This window comes from Rhodococcus sp. SJ-2 (genome assembly GCF_053750035.1).
This window is the reverse complement of sequence record NZ_CM132340.1, coordinates 5,685,643-5,701,715: the sequence shown is the minus strand read 5'-3', so window position 1 is coordinate 5,701,715 and position 16,073 is coordinate 5,685,643. Positions and strand designations below refer to the sequence as shown.

The 16,073-nt window shown below is 65.0% G+C and carries 14 protein-coding genes; 10 read left to right on the top strand and 4 right to left on the bottom strand.

Annotated elements, in window-relative coordinates; all coding sequences use genetic code 11:
* The first annotated feature begins 201 nt into the window (after nucleotides 1-201).
* The 4 genes from ACSYG9_RS26620 (at nucleotide 202) to nrdF (ending at nucleotide 4,270) form a co-directional block, all read left to right on the top strand.
* Complete coding sequence (locus ACSYG9_RS26620) at nucleotides 202-432, top strand: redoxin NrdH (protein WP_169686011.1); 231 nt, start codon at nucleotides 202-204, stop codon at nucleotides 430-432.
* Between the two features lie 80 nt (nucleotides 433-512).
* Nucleotides 513-965, top strand: a complete 453-nt coding sequence (gene nrdI / locus ACSYG9_RS26615) for a class Ib ribonucleoside-diphosphate reductase assembly flavoprotein NrdI (RefSeq protein ID WP_440125250.1) — start codon at nucleotides 513-515, stop codon at nucleotides 963-965.
* Between the two features lie 171 nt (nucleotides 966-1,136).
* Nucleotides 1,137-3,218 carry a class 1b ribonucleoside-diphosphate reductase subunit alpha gene (gene nrdE, locus ACSYG9_RS26610; RefSeq protein ID WP_440127827.1) on the top strand — a complete coding sequence of 694 codons (2,082 nt, stop codon included), beginning with the start codon at nucleotides 1,137-1,139 and terminating at the stop codon, nucleotides 3,216-3,218.
* Between the two features lie 50 nt (nucleotides 3,219-3,268).
* Nucleotides 3,269-4,270 carry a class 1b ribonucleoside-diphosphate reductase subunit beta gene (nrdF, locus tag ACSYG9_RS26605; RefSeq protein WP_440125249.1) on the top strand — a complete coding sequence of 334 codons (1,002 nt, stop codon included), beginning with the start codon at nucleotides 3,269-3,271 and terminating at the stop codon, nucleotides 4,268-4,270.
* Between the two features lie 90 nt (nucleotides 4,271-4,360).
* On the opposite strand, the gene ACSYG9_RS26600 is transcribed toward nrdF, so the two are convergent.
* From ACSYG9_RS26600 to ACSYG9_RS26590, 3 genes are read right to left on the bottom strand one after another with little or no spacing between them, the layout of a single operon-like run.
* Nucleotides 4,361-4,837: an NUDIX hydrolase gene (locus ACSYG9_RS26600; RefSeq protein WP_454840546.1), complete on the bottom strand. Its 477-nt coding sequence runs from the start codon at nucleotides 4,835-4,837 to the stop codon at nucleotides 4,361-4,363.
* 17 nt (nucleotides 4,838-4,854) lie between these two features.
* A complete protein-coding gene (locus ACSYG9_RS26595; protein WP_440125246.1) occupies nucleotides 4,855-5,952 on the bottom strand; it encodes an HtaA domain-containing protein in 1,098 nt (365 codons plus the stop codon).
* Nucleotides 5,936-6,994 (bottom strand): iron-siderophore ABC transporter substrate-binding protein, encoded by a 1,059-nt coding sequence (locus ACSYG9_RS26590; RefSeq protein WP_454840544.1) that lies wholly within the window; start codon nucleotides 6,992-6,994, stop codon nucleotides 5,936-5,938. Before ACSYG9_RS26590 ends, ACSYG9_RS26595 begins: the two co-directional genes overlap by 17 nt.
* A gap of 323 nt (nucleotides 6,995-7,317) precedes the next feature.
* Here ACSYG9_RS26590 and ctaD point away from each other — a divergent pair, with 323 nt between their 5' ends.
* From ctaD to ACSYG9_RS26575, 3 genes are all read left to right on the top strand, one after another.
* Nucleotides 7,318-9,087: an aa3-type cytochrome oxidase subunit I gene (gene ctaD, locus ACSYG9_RS26585; RefSeq protein WP_440125244.1), complete on the top strand. Its 1,770-nt coding sequence runs from the start codon at nucleotides 7,318-7,320 to the stop codon at nucleotides 9,085-9,087.
* Between the two features lie 128 nt (nucleotides 9,088-9,215).
* Nucleotides 9,216-10,505: a phosphoserine phosphatase SerB gene (gene serB, locus ACSYG9_RS26580; protein ID WP_440125243.1), complete on the top strand. Its 1,290-nt coding sequence runs from the start codon at nucleotides 9,216-9,218 to the stop codon at nucleotides 10,503-10,505.
* Nucleotides 10,498-11,262 (top strand): peptidyl-tRNA hydrolase, encoded by a 765-nt coding sequence (locus tag ACSYG9_RS26575; protein WP_440125242.1) that lies wholly within the window; start codon nucleotides 10,498-10,500, stop codon nucleotides 11,260-11,262. The genes serB and ACSYG9_RS26575 overlap by 8 nt, the downstream gene beginning before the upstream one ends.
* A gap of 41 nt (nucleotides 11,263-11,303) precedes the next feature.
* Here the strand turns inward: ACSYG9_RS26575 and glgX are convergent, their stop codons facing one another.
* Nucleotides 11,304-13,454, bottom strand: a complete 2,151-nt coding sequence (gene glgX / locus ACSYG9_RS26570) for a glycogen debranching protein GlgX (RefSeq protein ID WP_454840542.1) — start codon at nucleotides 13,452-13,454, stop codon at nucleotides 11,304-11,306.
* Between the two features lie 42 nt (nucleotides 13,455-13,496).
* Between glgX and ACSYG9_RS26565 the strand changes: the two genes are divergently transcribed.
* The 3 genes from ACSYG9_RS26565 (at nucleotide 13,497) to ACSYG9_RS26555 (ending at nucleotide 16,063) form a co-directional block, all read left to right on the top strand.
* A complete protein-coding gene (locus ACSYG9_RS26565) occupies nucleotides 13,497-14,330 on the top strand; it encodes an ABC transporter ATP-binding protein (protein WP_454840540.1) in 834 nt (277 codons plus the stop codon).
* A 43-nt stretch (nucleotides 14,331-14,373) separates the two neighbouring features.
* Entirely contained in the window at nucleotides 14,374-15,210 is an 837-nt protein-coding gene (locus tag ACSYG9_RS26560; RefSeq protein WP_440125239.1) for an NUDIX hydrolase, read from the top strand.
* Between the two features lie 73 nt (nucleotides 15,211-15,283).
* On the top strand, nucleotides 15,284-16,063 hold the full coding sequence (locus tag ACSYG9_RS26555) for an enoyl-CoA hydratase-related protein (protein WP_440125238.1): 780 nt from the start codon (nucleotides 15,284-15,286) through the stop codon (nucleotides 16,061-16,063).
* The last annotated feature ends 10 nt before the right edge of the window (nucleotides 16,064-16,073 follow it).

Sequence of the window (16,073 nt, the reverse complement as noted above, 5' to 3'; positions counted from 1 at the left end):
CTGCGAATATCAAGAATGTAACTCACAACATCCTGGGTTCTATGTATCCGTCGGGCACAAGGTGTAGTGTCTAGACCGTTGGAGGCCCACAACGTGATCGATCTCTCGGGGAAGTGGGATCGAGTCGGTTCGATGGGCGTTCCTCCGTCGCGCAGCAGTCAGTCGTCCGGCCGGTCAGGGCCGTGTGAAAGAGGGGTTTTCATGAGCATCACCGTCTACACCAAGCCTGCTTGCGTCCAGTGCAATGCCACCTATCGCGCCCTCGACAAGGCCGGTATCGACTACTCGGTCGTCGACATCTCCGAGGACCCCGAAGCCCGCGATTATGTGATGGCGCTGGGCTACCTCCAGGCGCCTGTCGTGGTGGCCGGCGAGGATCACTGGTCCGGGTTCCGTCCGGATCGCATCAAGGCTCTCGCGGTCGCAGCCTGATTCCACTCGGATCGCTGCAGCAGTGCGGCATCGTATGCCGAGCCGGACTTCGTAATCGACCGAAAAGTTGGTGAGTACCGATGACCTCGCAGGGGTCTACCCCGCGGACGTCTCTGGTGTACTTCTCGAGCGCATCCGAGAACACCCACAGGTTCGTGCAGAAACTCGGGATTCCGGCCGTCCGGATCCCGCTGCATGACCGTGAAGGCACGTTCGAGGTCCGAGATCCGTACGTGTTGATCCTGCCCACTTACGGAGGCGGCACCACCGTCACCGGCCGCGACACGAATTTCGTGCCGAAACAGGTGATCCGCTTCTTGAACCACGAGCACAACCGGAGTCTTATTCGCGGTGTGATCGCGGCGGGGAACACCAACTTCGGCGAATCATTCTGTTTCGCGGGCGACATCGTTTCGCGAAAGTGCAAGGTGCCGTATCTGTATCGGTTCGAACTGATGGGCACAGCCGACGACGTGGAGCGTGTCCGTGATGGTCTCGCGCAATTCTGGGGTCAGAGCCTTCAGACCGCATAACGCTACAGGCGGGTCTCGACCCGCAGTTCTCGAGGACCGCGCGCCCGCCGGCGGCGCGGCTGATTTTCATACCTTCCGATATGTAGGGGCAGCACTGTGACCATTACCGATCCCGCTCGGACCACGAGCTCCGCGGCAGACGAGTCGCTCGACTACCACGCACTCAACGCGATGTTGAACCTGTACGGTCCGAACGGCGAGATCCAGTTCGACAAGGACGTGGCCGCTGCGCGCCAGTACTTCCTGCAGCACGTCAATCAGAACACCGTGTTCTTCCACAACATCGACGAGAAGCTCGACTATCTCGTCGAGGAGAAGTACTACGAGCCGGAGGTTCTGGACAAGTACTCGCGCGACTTCGTCAAATCACTGTTCCAGCAGGCATACTCGAAGAAGTTCCGTTTCCCGACGTTCCTCGGTGCGTTCAAGTACTACACCTCGTACACGCTCAAGACCTTCGACGGCAAGCGCTACCTCGAGCGGTTCGAGGACCGCGTCTGCATGGTTGCGCTGACCCTCGCCGACGGCGACGAGATCCTTGCCCGTCACCTCGTCGACGAGATCATCTCCGGTCGATTCCAGCCGGCGACCCCCACGTTCCTCAACTCCGGAAAGAAGCAGCGCGGCGAGCCGGTGAGTTGCTTCCTCCTTCGTATCGAGGACAACATGGAGTCGATCGGTCGCTCGATCAACTCGGCACTGCAGCTGTCGAAGCGCGGTGGTGGAGTTGCATTGCTGCTCACCAATATTCGTGAGCACGGCGCGCCGATCAAGAAGATCGAGAACCAGTCCTCGGGCGTCATCCCGATCATGAAGCTGCTCGAGGATTCGTTCTCGTACGCCAATCAGCTCGGCGCACGTCAGGGTGCCGGTGCGGTGTATCTGCACGCCCATCACCCCGACATCTACCGCTTCCTCGACACCAAGCGTGAGAACGCCGACGAGAAGATCCGCATCAAGACGCTGTCGCTCGGCGTCGTGATCCCCGACATCACCTTCGAACTGGCGAAGCGGAACGAGGACATGTACCTGTTCTCGCCGTACGACGTCGAGCGGGTCTACGGCAAGCCGTTCGCCGATATCGACGTAACTGAGAAGTACTACGAGATGGTCGACGACAAGCGCATCCGCAAGTCGAAGATCAAGGCCCGCGAGTTCTTCCAGACGGTCGCAGAACTGCAGTTCGAATCCGGCTACCCGTATGTGATGTTCGAGGACACCGTCAACCGGGCGAATCCCATCGCGGGCAAGATCACCCACTCGAATCTGTGCTCCGAGATCCTTCAGGTCTCGACGCCGTCGGAGTTCAACGACGACCTGTCCTACAGCCATGTGGGCAAGGACATCTCTTGCAACCTCGGCTCGCTCAACATCGCGAAGACCATGGACTCGCCCGACTTCTCGCAGACCATCGAGGTCGCGATCCGCGGCCTGACGGCGGTCTCCGATCAGACGAGCATCGCGTCGGTGCCGTCGATCGAGAAGGGCAACAACGAGTCCCACGCCATCGGCCTCGGCCAGATGAACCTGCACGGCTACCTGGCGCGCGAGCGCATCTACTACGGTTCGGCCGAGGGTATCGACTTCACGAACATCTACTTCTATACGGTGCTGTTCCACGCGCTGCGCGCATCGAACCGGATCGCCATCGAACGCGGCACCCATTTCAAGGGGTTCCCGGAGTCGAAGTACGCGTCGGGTGAGTTCTTCGACAAGTACACCGAGCAGGCCTGGGAGCCGGAGACGGATCGCGTGCGCGCCCTGTTCGCCGACGCAGGCGTGACCATCCCCACCCAGAGCGACTGGCGCGAGCTGAAGGCGTCGGTACAGGAGCACGGCATCTACAACCAGAATCTGCAGGCCGTCCCGCCGACCGGATCGATCTCGTACATCAACAACTCCACCAGCTCTATCCACCCGGTGGCGTCGAAGGTCGAGATCCGCAAGGAAGGCAAGATCGGTCGCGTCTACTATCCCGCGCCGTACCTGACCAACGACAACCTGGACTACTACCAGGACGCGTACGAGATCGGGTACGAGAAGATCATCGACACCTACGCGGCGGCCACACAGCACGTCGATCAAGGTCTGTCGCTGACACTGTTCTTCAAGGACACCGTCACCACACGAGACGTGAACAAGGCTCAGATCTACGCGTGGCGCAAGGGAATCAAGACGTTGTACTACATCCGGCTTCGTCAGATGGCGCTCGAAGGGACCGAGGTGGAGAACTGCGTGTCCTGCATGTTGTGACCTCTGTCGAGACAGTCCTTGCACCAGCACACAATTCAGGTAGGTAACCGATGACTACAGCAGCGCACACGCCGGCCGACGGCACACGCGTCAAGCTGATCGATCGCGTCTCCGCGATCAACTGGAACCGCGTCCCCGACGAGAAGGACTCCGAGGTGTGGGATCGCCTCACCGGCAACTTCTGGCTGCCCGAGAAGGTGCCGGTGTCCAACGACATTCCGTCGTGGGGCACGCTCACCGAATACGAGCAGCAGCTCACCATGCGGGTGTTCACCGGCCTGACCCTGCTCGACACGATCCAGGGCACCGTCGGTGCCGTGTCGCTGATCCCCGACGCGGTCACGCCGCATGAGGAGGCGGTGCTGACCAACATCGCTTTCATGGAGTCCGTGCACGCCAAGAGCTACTCGCAGATCTTCTCCACGCTGTGCTCGACCCGTCAGATCGATGATGCGTTCCGGTGGTCGGAGGAGAACGAGCACCTGCAGCGCAAGGCCCAGATCATCCTCGATTACTACCAGGGGGACGATCCGCTCAAGCGGAAGGCGGCCTCGACGCTGCTCGAGTCGTTCCTGTTCTACTCGGGTTTCTATCTTCCGATGTACTGGTCATCGCGCGCGAAGCTCACCAACACCGCCGACGTGATCCGTCTGATCATCCGCGATGAGGCCGTGCACGGCTACTACATCGGTTACAAGTACCAGAAGGGCCTCGAACAGGTTTCGCAGGCCGAGCGTGACGAACTCAAGGACTGGGTCTTCGACCTGTTGCTCGAGCTGTACGACAACGAGACCCACTACACCTCGGATCTGTACGACGAGGTCGGTCTCACCGAGGACGTCAAGAAGTTCCTGCGCTACAACGCCAACAAGGCGCTGATGAACCTCGGCTACGAGGCGTTGTTCCCGAAGGACGAGGCCGACGTCAACCCGGCGATTCTGTCGGCACTGTCCCCGAACGCCGACGAGAACCACGACTTCTTCTCGGGGTCGGGAAGCTCGTATGTGATCGGCAAGGCCGTCGTCACGGAGGACGACGACTGGGACTTCTGATCCGGCTGCCACATCCGGTTCGACCGTATGACTGCGGCCGAATGTCGTTCTTTTCGGACGGCGTTCGGCCGCAGCGATGTTCGGGGCGGGTCAGGGGCTCCGGAACCAGGCCTCGGGACGGCCGGCGAGCGCCCTCTCCAACCGTAGCGCCGACGTGGTCGTGAGCGGTGTGGGCAGCTCGTCGGGTGCGAACCACGCCACCTCGAGATTCTCGTCGTCGGCGACCCGGGCCGCTCCGCCGGTCGCGCGCATCACGAACGACACGTCCAGATATTGCGCGACGTCCCCGTTGGGATAGGTGATCGGCTCGGTGACGTCGACGCTCGTGAGCCGGAGCACCTCGGCGTCGACCCCCGTTTCCTCCGCCACTTCGCGGACTGCCGCCGCGGCCGGTTCCTCACCGGGCTCGAGGATGCCCGACACCACCGCCCACTTGCCGTTGTCGGCGCGGCGGGTGAGCAGGACACGGCCGTCGTCGCCGAGCACAATTGCGCTCACCCCGGACAACCACAGCGGATCATGGCCGACGTGAGTGCGGAGGGCAGCGACGAAATCAGGGATGGGCATGAGTCCGTCCCAGCACGTCAGAAGTGGAACGACACAGGGGACGCGGTCTGCCCCGAGTAGGGCAGCAGGACGGTCGGCTGCAGGGGCACCGTGAACCGGGCGGGCACATTGCTCCACTGGGTGCGTCCGCCCTCGGCGGGTGTATCGAGGCGGGCCAGTGTGATGCGGCTCATCGAGTCGCTGCCGACCTGATCGCCGGTCGATGATTCCGCGGTCAGGTAGGTGCCGTCGGCAGTGAACTCGATCCAAGGATTCGCGAGGGCGATCTCGAGCAGATGGAAGCGCGTGAACGACACGACCGTGCCGCGGTACTCGATGCGTCCGAGGCCGGTGTTCTTGTCCATCCGCGCCTCGGAGAGCTCGAAGGTCATCGTTCCGTCGTCTCGAACCGAGGCGCCGTCGCGGCCCACGACCGAGCCCTGGGTGGTTCCCGTGACGAGATCGTTGTAGCCGGGGGCGAATCCCCACACGAGGTCCTGGGACGGCGCAACCGGAGCGTTCGGGCCGGGGGAGGGGTCGAAGTTCACCGGGACCGACAACTCCTGCTCGGCGTTGACCGCATCGGCCGCGCCGAAGGTGTAGATGCCGTACCGGGCATCGTCGGGAACGGTCTCGGGCGCGTCGATGGTGATCGTGGCCGTGAACGATCCGTCGTCGGCGAGCGGAACCCACTGCTGCCGCACCGTGCGGCGCATGTCGAACGGTCGATCCGGAACCTGGTTCAATGCACGTTCCGACAACACCCACGCGTTGGTGGAGCGCACCGTGGCGCGACTCTCGGTGGGGGCGTCCTCGGACGGGCGCCAGTGCTCGGAGAAACCGCCGAACGAGACGAAGGTGCCGTGCGGAACACCGGGCGGCACCGGTAGCGGCAGCCCGCCGGTGCGGTTGGCCTCGGGGTCGAACCCGGTACCGCGGACGACCACCGTGTCGCCTTCGTGGACGGGAGCGTCGCCGAGAGGAGTCGTACCGTCGGCGGCGAATACCTCGATGTCCGGCCGGTCGGCAGGCTGGGCGGCTACCGGCGCGACAGCCAGTGTGCCCAGTGTGAGTGCGCCCGCGAGAGTGATGCCGATCCGGCGGACACCTGCAGTGTTGTCAGTTCGAATAGCCATTGAGTGTGTGCCTCAGATCTGTCAGTACTGCGTGGGCCGCGACCGGGCCGGGCGTGGACCACACCTCGTCCGAGACGGAGAACAGCCGGTTGTCGGTGACGGCACCGAGATCGAGCCACTCGTCCCGCTTCATGTACTCCGTACCCCGATCGAGGCCGTTCTGTCCGGCGAATCGGACGAAAATCACATCTCCGTCAGCGGGCGATGGGTCCTCTGTGTCGAGTTGTCGGAAGGCGCGGCCGTCCTCGACCCCGAACCGCTGCGGTGCAGGCCTCTCTGCCCCGAGGTCGGCGAGGACCTGACCGGCGAACGACGCGGTGCCGTCGATGGTGGGTTCGTCGCCGGTGAAGCGCACGAGAGACGCTTGTGTCTGCGACGAGGTGAGTTCGCGTCCGAGTTCGGTCGCTGCGACGGAGTACTCCTCGAGCACCCTGCGTGCCGCTTCGGAACGGCCCAGCGACTCGCCGACGCGCTCGAACTGCTGCCGCCAGAACACCTGGTCGGATCCGACGACGACGGTCGGTGCGACGGACGACAACGAGTCGTAGAGTCCCGTGTCGGCCGCTGCGCCGATGATGAGATCCGGTCGGGCCTGCTCGATCGCAGCGAGATCGGGGGAGCCGGCCGAACCGATCGCGGGAATCTCCGAGACACCCGTGCCGAGGTATTCGGGACGTTCGTCCGCGGCGATGCTCACACCGACGACGCGTTCCCACAGTCCCAGTGCACACACGGCGTCAAGTGACGCTGTGTCGAGGACCACGATCCGCTGCGGATCGTTCGGGACCTCGGATACGCCGGCGGTGTGGATGACTCCGTGCGTGCCGCCGGCGGGTAGGCCCGGGTCGGTGGGGCTCGGCAGCGCGCACGCCGTCGTCGTGTCGCGTTCGATACCCACCACGGCGGCGCCGGCGATGCGGGTGGTGGTGCGCACGATCTCGGAGGCCGGGTCGTCGGCCGGAGCCGAACAGCCGGCGACCGTGAGCGCGGCCGTGGCGGCGGCGAGAGCGACGATGCGGACACGGTGCGCGGGCAATTCCACCACTTCCTCTAGAGGGGACGAATCAGGTTATCGCTTGTGCAGATCGGCCCCGGCGATCCTGCCACAGTGGGCCGCGTCGAGAACGTTGCTCTACGCGGGCACTTCTCCGCGAAGTGATGTGCGTCACTCGGGGTGTGTGACGTGCTGGACGCGGCGATTCGCTCGTGTGCGAATCGCGGGTTCAGCGGTAGTGTGGCGGCCGAGTACGACAGCGAGTAGGACCCGGTTAACGAGTGGTGCGCGCACGGTCTACGATTCGATGAGCGCAAGCCAGAGAGACCGTTCGCCTCCAGCCCGAGTCGAGCGCGCATTCAGGAGGATTAGTGACTGCCGTAGCGCCCCAGCCAGTCCCAGAGATAGCTGCAGCAAGGCCATACCCGCCGCGGCAGGGACCAAAGGGTTCGTTCATCTACAAGATGATCACCACCACAGATCCCAAGGATCTGGGGATCATGTACTTGATCACCTCGGTTTCGTTCTTCCTCATCGGTGGCCTCATGGCCCTCCTGATGCGCACCGAACTCGCGGTTCCGGGCCTGCAGTTCCTGTCGAACGAGCAGTTCAACCAGCTGTTCACCATGCACGGCACGATCATGCTGCTCATGTACGCGACGCCGGTCGTGTTCGCGTTCGCGAACTACATCCTGCCGCTGCAGATCGGTGCGCCCGACGTGGCGTTCCCGCGTCTGAACGCGTTCAGCTACTGGCTGTACCTGTTCGGCGCGACGATCGTGATGCTCGGTTTCGTGACCCCCGGCGGCGCTGCCGACTTCGGCTGGACGGCATACACGCCGCTCACCAGTGAGCTGCACTCCCCGGGTGTCGGCGCGGACTTCTGGATCCTCGGCCTCGGTGTCATGGGCCTGGGCACCATCCTCGGTGGCGTCAACTTCATCACCACCGTCGTGTGCCTCCGTGCTCCCGGTATGACGATGTTCCGGATGCCGATCTTCACCTGGAACATCCTGATCACCAGCATCCTGATCCTGCTGGTCTTCCCGCTGCTGACCGCCGCTTTCATGGGCCTGTTCGTCGACCGTCACCTCGGTGGTCACATCTACGACCCGGCCACCGGTGGTGTCCTCTTGTGGCAGCACCTGTTCTGGTTCTTCGGCCACCCCGAGGTCTACGTCATCGCGCTGCCGTTCTTCGGCATCGTCTCCGAGATCTTCCCGGTCTTCAGCCGCAAGCCGATCTTCGGTTACACCGGCCTCGTCTACGCGACGATCGGCATCGCTGCGCTCTCCATCGCCGTGTGGGCTCACCACATGTACGCAACCGGCGCGGTGCTGCTCCCGTACTTCTCGTTCATGACGTTCCTGATCGCTGTGCCGACGGGCGTGAAGTTCTTCAACTGGATCGGCACCATGTGGCGAGGTCAGATGACGTTCGAGACACCGATGTTGTTCTCGGTCGGCTTCCTGATCACCTTCCTGTTCGGCGGTCTGTCCGGCGTCATCCTCGCGAGCCCTCCGCTGGACTTCCACCTGCACGACACCTACTTCGTCGTCGCGCACTTCCACTACGTCGTGTTCGGTACCGTCGTGTTCGCCACCTACGCAGGCATCTACTTCTGGTTCCCGAAGATGACCGGCCGGATGATGGACGAGCGTCTCGGAAAGTGGCATTTCTGGCTTACCTTCGTCGGCTTCCACCTGACATTCCTGGTGCAGCACTGGCTCGGCAACGAGGGCATGCCCCGTCGCTACGCGGACTACCTCCCGACCGACGGTTTCACCAATCTGAACATCGTGTCGACGATCGGTGCCTTCGTCCTCGGTGCCTCGACACTGCCGTTCATGTGGAACGTCTTCAAGAGCTACCGCTACGGCCAGGTCGTCACGGTCGACGATCCGTGGGGCTACGGCAACTCGCTCGAGTGGGCCACCACCTGCCCGCCGCCGCGCCACAACTTCACGGAGCTGCCGCGCATTCGCTCGGAGCGTCCCGCATTCGAACTGCACTACCCGCACATGGTGGAGCGGATGCGCGCCGAAGCGCATGTCGGACCGGGTAGCCACAAGCACAACGTGAACGTGCTCGAGGGTGCGGACCGCACTCCCGGCGACCACCCGCGTGCCGGCGAAGACTAGACGCGCCATCCCTGAAAGAGCTTTGACGAAGACCCCGCCCCCCACGGGCGGGGTCTTCGCCTTCTGTGGCCCGAGGCGATTCGCAGGGGCCCAACCCCCGCACGTCAGGGACACACGCGACTGCAACAATGGACGCGCACGTGTTTCGGCCGTGCACGATTCGACTGACGAAGATCGGAGACGTAGTGGCGTCTGAGACCACTGTGCTCGTGACGGTGACGGGCCCGGACCATCCCGGTGTGACCTCGGTGCTGTTCGCCGCGTTGAGCCGCCACGACGTGGACCTGCTCGATGTCGAGCAGGTTGTCATCAAGGGGCGGCTCACGCTCGGCGTCGTAGTGGTGTGCCCCGGTGATCCCGAGGCCCTGCAGGACGAGGTCGAGGCCGCCATGGCCACCATCGGTATGAACGCCGATGTCGAGGTCGGCGCCCGGCCGGTGAACGGCCGCGCTGTCTCCACCCATGCGGTTGTCGTGCTCGGTAGCCCCGTCAGCGCCCGCGCCATGCGCTCCGTCGGTCGTACGCTCGCCTCCCTCGGAGCGAACATCGACTCGATCCGCGGCATCGCCGATTACCCGCTCACCGGCCTCGAGTTGATGGTCACCGCCACCGACCAGGGCGCCGTCGCCGACGAAGCCCTGCGCAAGGCACTGGCGGAACTCGCGGCGGGTCTGGACGTCGATATCGCCGTGGAGCGTGGTGGGCTCGCCCGCCGATCGAAGCGCCTGATCGTGTTCGATGTTGATTCGACGCTCGTCCAAGGTGAGGTCATCGAGATGCTCGCCGCACATGCCGGTGTCGAGGACAAGGTCCGTGCCGTCACCGAGGCCGCGATGCGTGGGGAACTCGATTTCACCGAATCGCTCGAGCAGCGAGTGGCCACCCTCGCGGGCTTGCCCGCCAGCGTGATCGACGAGGTGGCCGAGCAGATCGAACTGACGCCCGGTGCACGCACTACCATCCGGACGCTGCGTCGTCTCGGATTCCGCTGCGGAGTCGTCTCGGGTGGCTTCCGTCAGGTCATCGAAGGCCTCGCGCACGACCTCGAACTCGACTTCGTGCGGGCCAACACACTGGAGATCGTCGACGGAAAGCTCACCGGCAGGGTCATCGGCGACGTCGTGGACCGGGCGGCGAAAGCACGCGCGCTCCGGGAGTTCGCCGACGACGCCGGCGTCCCGATCGAGCAGACCGTGGCGGTGGGCGACGGCGCGAACGACATCGACATGCTCAGCGCAGCCGGTCTCGGTATCGCCTTCAACGCGAAGCCCGCGCTGCGTGAGGTCGCCGACACCGCGCTGTCCTACCCGTATCTCGACGCGGTCCTGTTCGTCCTCGGCGTGACGCGGGAGGAGATCGAGGCAGCAGACCGCGGCGACGGAACGCTCCGGCGTGTCCCACTCGAGCACGGTGCCTGAGCCGCACCCGGTTTTCGCCGATCCCGGATTCCGATCCAGGCACGGGGTACTCGCGGGCGGCTACGGACACCGCGACGACCCGGACGATCCGTCTGCAGTGCTCGCGATGCCCCTCGTCCTGCACATCCCGAAAGCCGAGCCTCCTGCCCGCAGCGCATTGCTCGAGGCCGCGGCCGTCGCGACAGTGGCGCTGTGCCTGGACCCTCGGGTCGGCGCCGGAGAAGACGGTGGACCGGGCGAGTGGCAGGAGGCGTTCCTTTCGTGGAACGATGCCCGGATTCGCAAGGTGAGCCGTCGCGCCCGCGGAGTGCACTGGCGTGCCGTGCAGGAGATCGATGGGGTGACCGTCGACCGTGGTGGAGCGCAGGCCCGCGCGCTCGTCCCCGGCCCGGTGGGCGACCTCGATCCTCGTATCGCGCGACTGCAGATCGGTGGTACGGATCTGCCTCACGACGATCCCGTCGATGCTCCCGCGGGGGTGCCTGTGCTGTGGGTGAACGCGGCACTCGGAATGACGGTCGGAAAAGCCGCGGCTCAGGTCGGCCATGCCTCGATGCTGCTGGCCGGGGCCCTCGACGTCGACTCGGCGCGCGCATGGGCGGCGACCGGCTTTCGGTGTGCGGTTCGTGACGCCGACCCGGGCCGGTGGGGTGAGCTCGCAGTCGGAGTCGAGGAAGGGGCAGGCGTCGCGGTGCGCGACGCCGGCTTCACCGAGGTCGAACCGGGCTCGATGACCGTGATCGCCACCGTGTCCTGACGGGTCAGCGTCCTGACGCGAAACACTCGCCGCCGCGCTGGTCAGTTCGCGGCCCGGAACACCAGTACGGTCGGTCCTGTCAGCGAGAACGACGACCCCACGCGGTACGCGGCCGAATCGATCGGACGGCCATCGGCCGCGGAAGAATCGAACACACACCGGATGTCGCCGTGGTACCACTCGGGGCTCGCCAACGTCACCGCCATCGAGTCGCCGGCGTGCAGGACGAACAGGCCGCTGGTGTCCGGAAGAGGTCTGCCCGTCGACGTCACCGTTTCCAGCCCCGATCCGTCCAGCCACGCCTGCACTGTGTGACGGTCGTCGTCGTGCCAGTCGGCATTCTGCAGTTCGTTGCCATCGCCCCCGAACCACACGAGATCGGGATAACCGACCGTGCGGGCACGGCCTTCGAAGAATCGACGTTGCCGGAGCACGGGCACTCTGCGCCGCAGTTCCAACAGGAAACGGACGAACTCGATGCGTGCGTGGTCGGCGCGTTCCCAGTCGAGCGGCCACGCCTCGGATACCGGCGTCCCGGCGGGGACACAGTACGCGTTGTTGTTGCCGCGCTGGGTGTGGCCGAACTCGTCGCCCGCGAGGAGCAGGGGAGTGCCCGCCGAAAGCAGCAATGTGGCGAGCAAGGCGCGGACGTGTCGAGCGCGCGCGGTGAGGATCGCGAGATTGTCGGTCGGCCCTTCGATGCCGTGGTTCACCGACTCGTTGTGGTCGGAACCGTCCCGGCCGTCCTCACCGTTCGCGGCATTGTGTTTGCGTGTGAACGAGACTGCGTCGGCGACAGTGAACCCGTCGTGCGCGGTGACGAAATTGATCGACGCCGACGGCCGGCGGCCGGAGCGCCGATACAGTTCCTCCGACCCCGTCAGGCGAGAAGCGATCTCACGCACTCCGGAACGTCGCGCCCAGAAGCGTCGGGTAGCGTCGCGGTAGCGGTCGTTCCACTCGGACCATTGGACACCGAACCGGCCGAGTTGATAACCCTCGGACGTCGCGTCCCACGGTTCCGCGATGAGTTTGCATTCGGTGAGCACTGGGTCGGTGGTGATGGCGGTGAACAAAGCTGCGCGAGCGTCGAACGCGCCGCCGAGTCGGCGGCCCAGGGCACTCGCGAGATCGAACCGGAAACCGTCCACGCCCATGTCCGTTGCCCAATAGCGCAGGCTGTCGCAGATCATCCGCACCGTGATCGGCGACGTGCCATCGACGGTGTTGCCGCAGCCGGTCAGATCGATATCGTGGCCGTTGTCGTTCAGAAGGTAGTACCCGGGAGCATCGAGCCCGCGCCACGACAGGCTCGGTCCCGCGACCGACCACTCGCACGTGTGGTTGAAGACGACGTCGAGGATCACCTCGATCCCGGCGTCGTGCAGCGCCGTGACCATCGTGCGGAACTCTGCGATCTCGTTGCCGGGTACCGCGGCATAACCGGGGTGTGGTGCGAAGAACGACGCGGTCGAATACCCCCAGTGATTGCGCATTCCCCTGGCCCGCACCGGAGGTTCGGTGACGAATGCATGCACTGGCAGGAGTTCGACCGCGGTGACACCCAGGTGTACGAGGTGGCCGATCACCGCCGGGTCCGCCAATCCGAGATAGGTACCTCGAAGCGCGTTCGGTACGCCGGGATGCGCGGCCGTATACGAACCGACGTGCAATTCGTAGATGACGGTATCCTCCCACGGGATGGACGGTCGGCGATGCTGTGCCGTCTCGGACGAGGCAGCCGGGGTGACGACGGACAGGGGCGTGTGCCCGAGCGAATCGACACAGGACATCGAGCCGAACGGCTCGTCGTCGTACGCGAGCAATCGCGCGGTGTCGCCGACATCGCTTCCGGTGACCTGTCGGCCCCACGGGTCGAGCAGGATCTTGTGCGGATTGGTTCGCAGGCCGTCGCGGGGGTTCCAGGGCCCGTGCGCGCGATAGCCGTACCTACAGCCGGCACCGACATCGGGGATCGTGCCGTGCCAGATACCGAATGTGCGGTCGGGCAGGTCGACGCGGCGTTCCCGATCGTCGTCGTCGATCAGGCAGACCTGCAGGCGGTCGCAATGCGGAGCGTGGACAGCGAAGTGAGTACCCCTGTCGCCCGGTGTTGCGCCGAGGGGAAACGGTGATCGATCGGCCTCGGCCGTGCGATCGGCGGAGGCATGCACACGAGTGGATGACGACACGAAGGAGATCCTGCCGTGTCCCGAGTAGGGACGTGAGCGAAGATGGACGGCGTGGCACAACCTGATCCCGATCTGCTCATCGAATTCGAAGATGTTTTGGTGCGGCGAGGAGGAAATGTCCTCGTCGGCCCCGTGACCTGGAAGGTGGAACTCGACGAGCGTTGGGTGGTGCTCGGTCCGAACGGCGCGGGTAAGACGTCGTTGCTGCGTGTCGCGGCTGCCGAGGACTTCCCGACGTCCGGTATCGCGCACCTGCTGGCCGAGACGTTCGGCCGCACCGACCTCTCGGAACTTCGGCCTCGCATCGGACTGTCGTCGTCCGCGCTCGCCAATCGCGTCCCTCGTGATGAGTTGGTGGTCGATCTGGTGATCTCCGCCGGATACGGTGTGCTCGGCCGGTGGCGGGAGAAGTACGACGACGTCGACCACACCCGCGCGGTCGAGATGCTCGAGAGCCTCGGCGCCGAACACTTGGCGCAGCGCACCTACGGAACCCTCTCCGAGGGGGAGCGCAAGCGGGTGCTGATCGCCAGGGCGCTCATGACCGATCCGGAACTGCTACTGCTCGACGAACCTGCTGCGGGCCTGGACCTCGGCGGCCGTGAGGAACTGGTGGCGCGGCTCGCGACACTCGCCGCCGACCCGGACGCGCCTGCGACGGTCCTGATCACCCACCATGTCGAGGAGATCCCGCCGGGATTCACCCACGCGATGCTGCTCAAGGAGGGCGGTGTGGTCGCGCAGGGCCTGATCGACGATGTGATCACCGCGGAGAATCTGAGCGCTGCCTTCAGCCAGTCGATCACTTTGGACAAGGCCGACGACCGCTTCTTTGCTCGCCGCACGAGCGAGCCGGGGAGACACCGGCGGGGCTGAGACCGGGACGGGTCGAGCCGGACTGATCGATTAGGCTCCGAGAATGGCTAACGAACGCTCGGCAAGCGTCTTCGATCCCACCTCCGTGCCGGTCAAGGACGCCTCCACCGTCATGCTCGTCCGGGACTCGGCACGGGGCATCGAGGTCTTCCTCCTGCAGCGTGTCGTAGGGATGGATTTCGCAGGCGGTATGACCGTCTTTCCCGGCGGCGGCGTCGACCGCAGTGACAGCGAGGTGTCGCTGCGGTGGACAGGGCCCGATGTCGACTGGTGGGCGCGACGCTTCGACGTCACGCAGTCGAGGGCGCAGGCACTTGTGCTCGCCGCGGTTCGTGAGACCTTCGAAGAGTGCGGTGTGCTCCTGGCGGGCAAGGACCCCGATTCGGTGATTGCCGACACCGCCTCTCACGCGCAGGCACGCGCGCAACTCGAAACACGCGAACTGTCGTTCGGTGATTTCCTCACCCGGGAAGGGCTTGTCCTGCGCGCAGACCTGCTGCGCCCGTGGGCGCGCTGGGTCACCCCGTTGGGGGAGCGTCGGCGTTACGACACGCATTTCTTCGTGGCTGCCGCGCCGGACGGGCAGAACGCCGACGGTGAGACCAGCGAGGCGGAGCGAGTGCTCTGGCAGACTCCCGCAGAGGCGCTCGAGCACTGGAAATCCGGGCGGTCGGTGCTGCTTCCCCCCACCTGGTCTCAGCTCATCGGACTGTCGAAGTACGCGACGGTCGCCGAGATCCTGGCGGCCGAGCCGGAAATTCCCACGATCCTGCCTGTCATGAGCCGGACCGACGCCGGAATCCATATCGCGTTCGACGGCGATGAGGGCTACTACGAGGGAGGCGGCCCGCACCCCTGGGCAAATCGCAGTGACATCTGACTCGGCTCGCCGAGGACGACATCTGCCTCGGCTCATCGGGACGCCTCCTGCGACGACCTCTAGGCTGGGGCGCATGGCTGAATTCGTGACACTCGAGGTTTCCGACGGCATCGGCACGATCCGACTGGACCGCCCCCCGATGAATGCCCTGAACCGGCAGGTCCAGGAGGAAATCCGGGACGCCGCGCGCGAAGCCACCGTGCGCGACGACGTCAAGGCCGTGATCGTGTACGGCGGCGAGAAGGTCTTCGCCGCCGGTGCCGACATCAAGGAAATGGCCGACCTGAGTTACGTGCAGATGAGCAAGATCGTCGAGGATCTGCAGTCCGCTCTTGGTTCTGTCGCCGACATCCCGAAGCCGACGGTCGCGGCGCTCACCGGGTACGCACTCGGCGGCGGACTCGAACTCGCACTCGGCGCGGATCGCCGTATCGCCGGCGACAACGTCAAGGTCGGCACCCCCGAGGTGCTGCTCGGAATCATCCCGGGCGGCGGTGGAACCCAGCGACTGGCGCGTCTCGTCGGACCCTCGAAGGCCAAGGACATCGTCTTCACCGGTCGCTTCGTCGGCGCCGACGAGGCCCTGTCGATCGGGCTCGTCGACGAGGTGGTCGCACCCGACGCCGTGTACGACGCCGCACGCACATGGGCCTCGCAGTTCACCACGGGCGCGAGCCGTGCACTCGCAGCCGCGAAGGCCGCGATCGACCAGGGACTGGATACCGATCTCGACACCGGCCTGAAGATCGAGCAGCATGTTTTCGCGGGCCTGTTCGCCACCGAGGACCGTACGATCGGCATGCAGTCGTTCATCGAGAACGGGCCGGGCAAGGCCGAATTCCTGGGCAAATAGTCGTCGGGAC

Excerpts from the sequence above, each read along its gene's own strand:
- ACSYG9_RS26620 (WP_169686011.1), top strand. The coding sequence starts at position 202 with ATGAGCATCACCGTCTACACCAAGCCTGCTTGCGTCCAGTGCAATGCC.
- nrdI (WP_440125250.1), top strand. The coding sequence starts at position 513 with ATGACCTCGCAGGGGTCTACCCCGCGGACGTCTCTGGTGTACTTCTCG.
- nrdE (WP_440127827.1), top strand. The coding sequence starts at position 1,137 with ATGTTGAACCTGTACGGTCCGAACGGCGAGATCCAGTTCGACAAGGAC.
- nrdF (WP_440125249.1), top strand. The coding sequence starts at position 3,269 with ATGACTACAGCAGCGCACACGCCGGCCGACGGCACACGCGTCAAGCTG.
- ACSYG9_RS26600 (WP_454840546.1), bottom strand. The coding sequence starts at position 4,837 with ATGCCCATCCCTGATTTCGTCGCTGCCCTCCGCACTCACGTCGGCCAT.
- ACSYG9_RS26595 (WP_440125246.1), bottom strand. The coding sequence starts at position 5,952 with ATGGCTATTCGAACTGACAACACTGCAGGTGTCCGCCGGATCGGCATC.
- serB (WP_440125243.1), top strand. The coding sequence starts at position 9,216 with ATGGACGCGCACGTGTTTCGGCCGTGCACGATTCGACTGACGAAGATC.
- ACSYG9_RS26565 (WP_454840540.1), top strand. The coding sequence starts at position 13,497 with ATGGACGGCGTGGCACAACCTGATCCCGATCTGCTCATCGAATTCGAA.
- ACSYG9_RS26560 (WP_440125239.1), top strand. The coding sequence starts at position 14,374 with ATGGCTAACGAACGCTCGGCAAGCGTCTTCGATCCCACCTCCGTGCCG.
- ACSYG9_RS26555 (WP_440125238.1), top strand. The coding sequence starts at position 15,284 with ATGGCTGAATTCGTGACACTCGAGGTTTCCGACGGCATCGGCACGATC.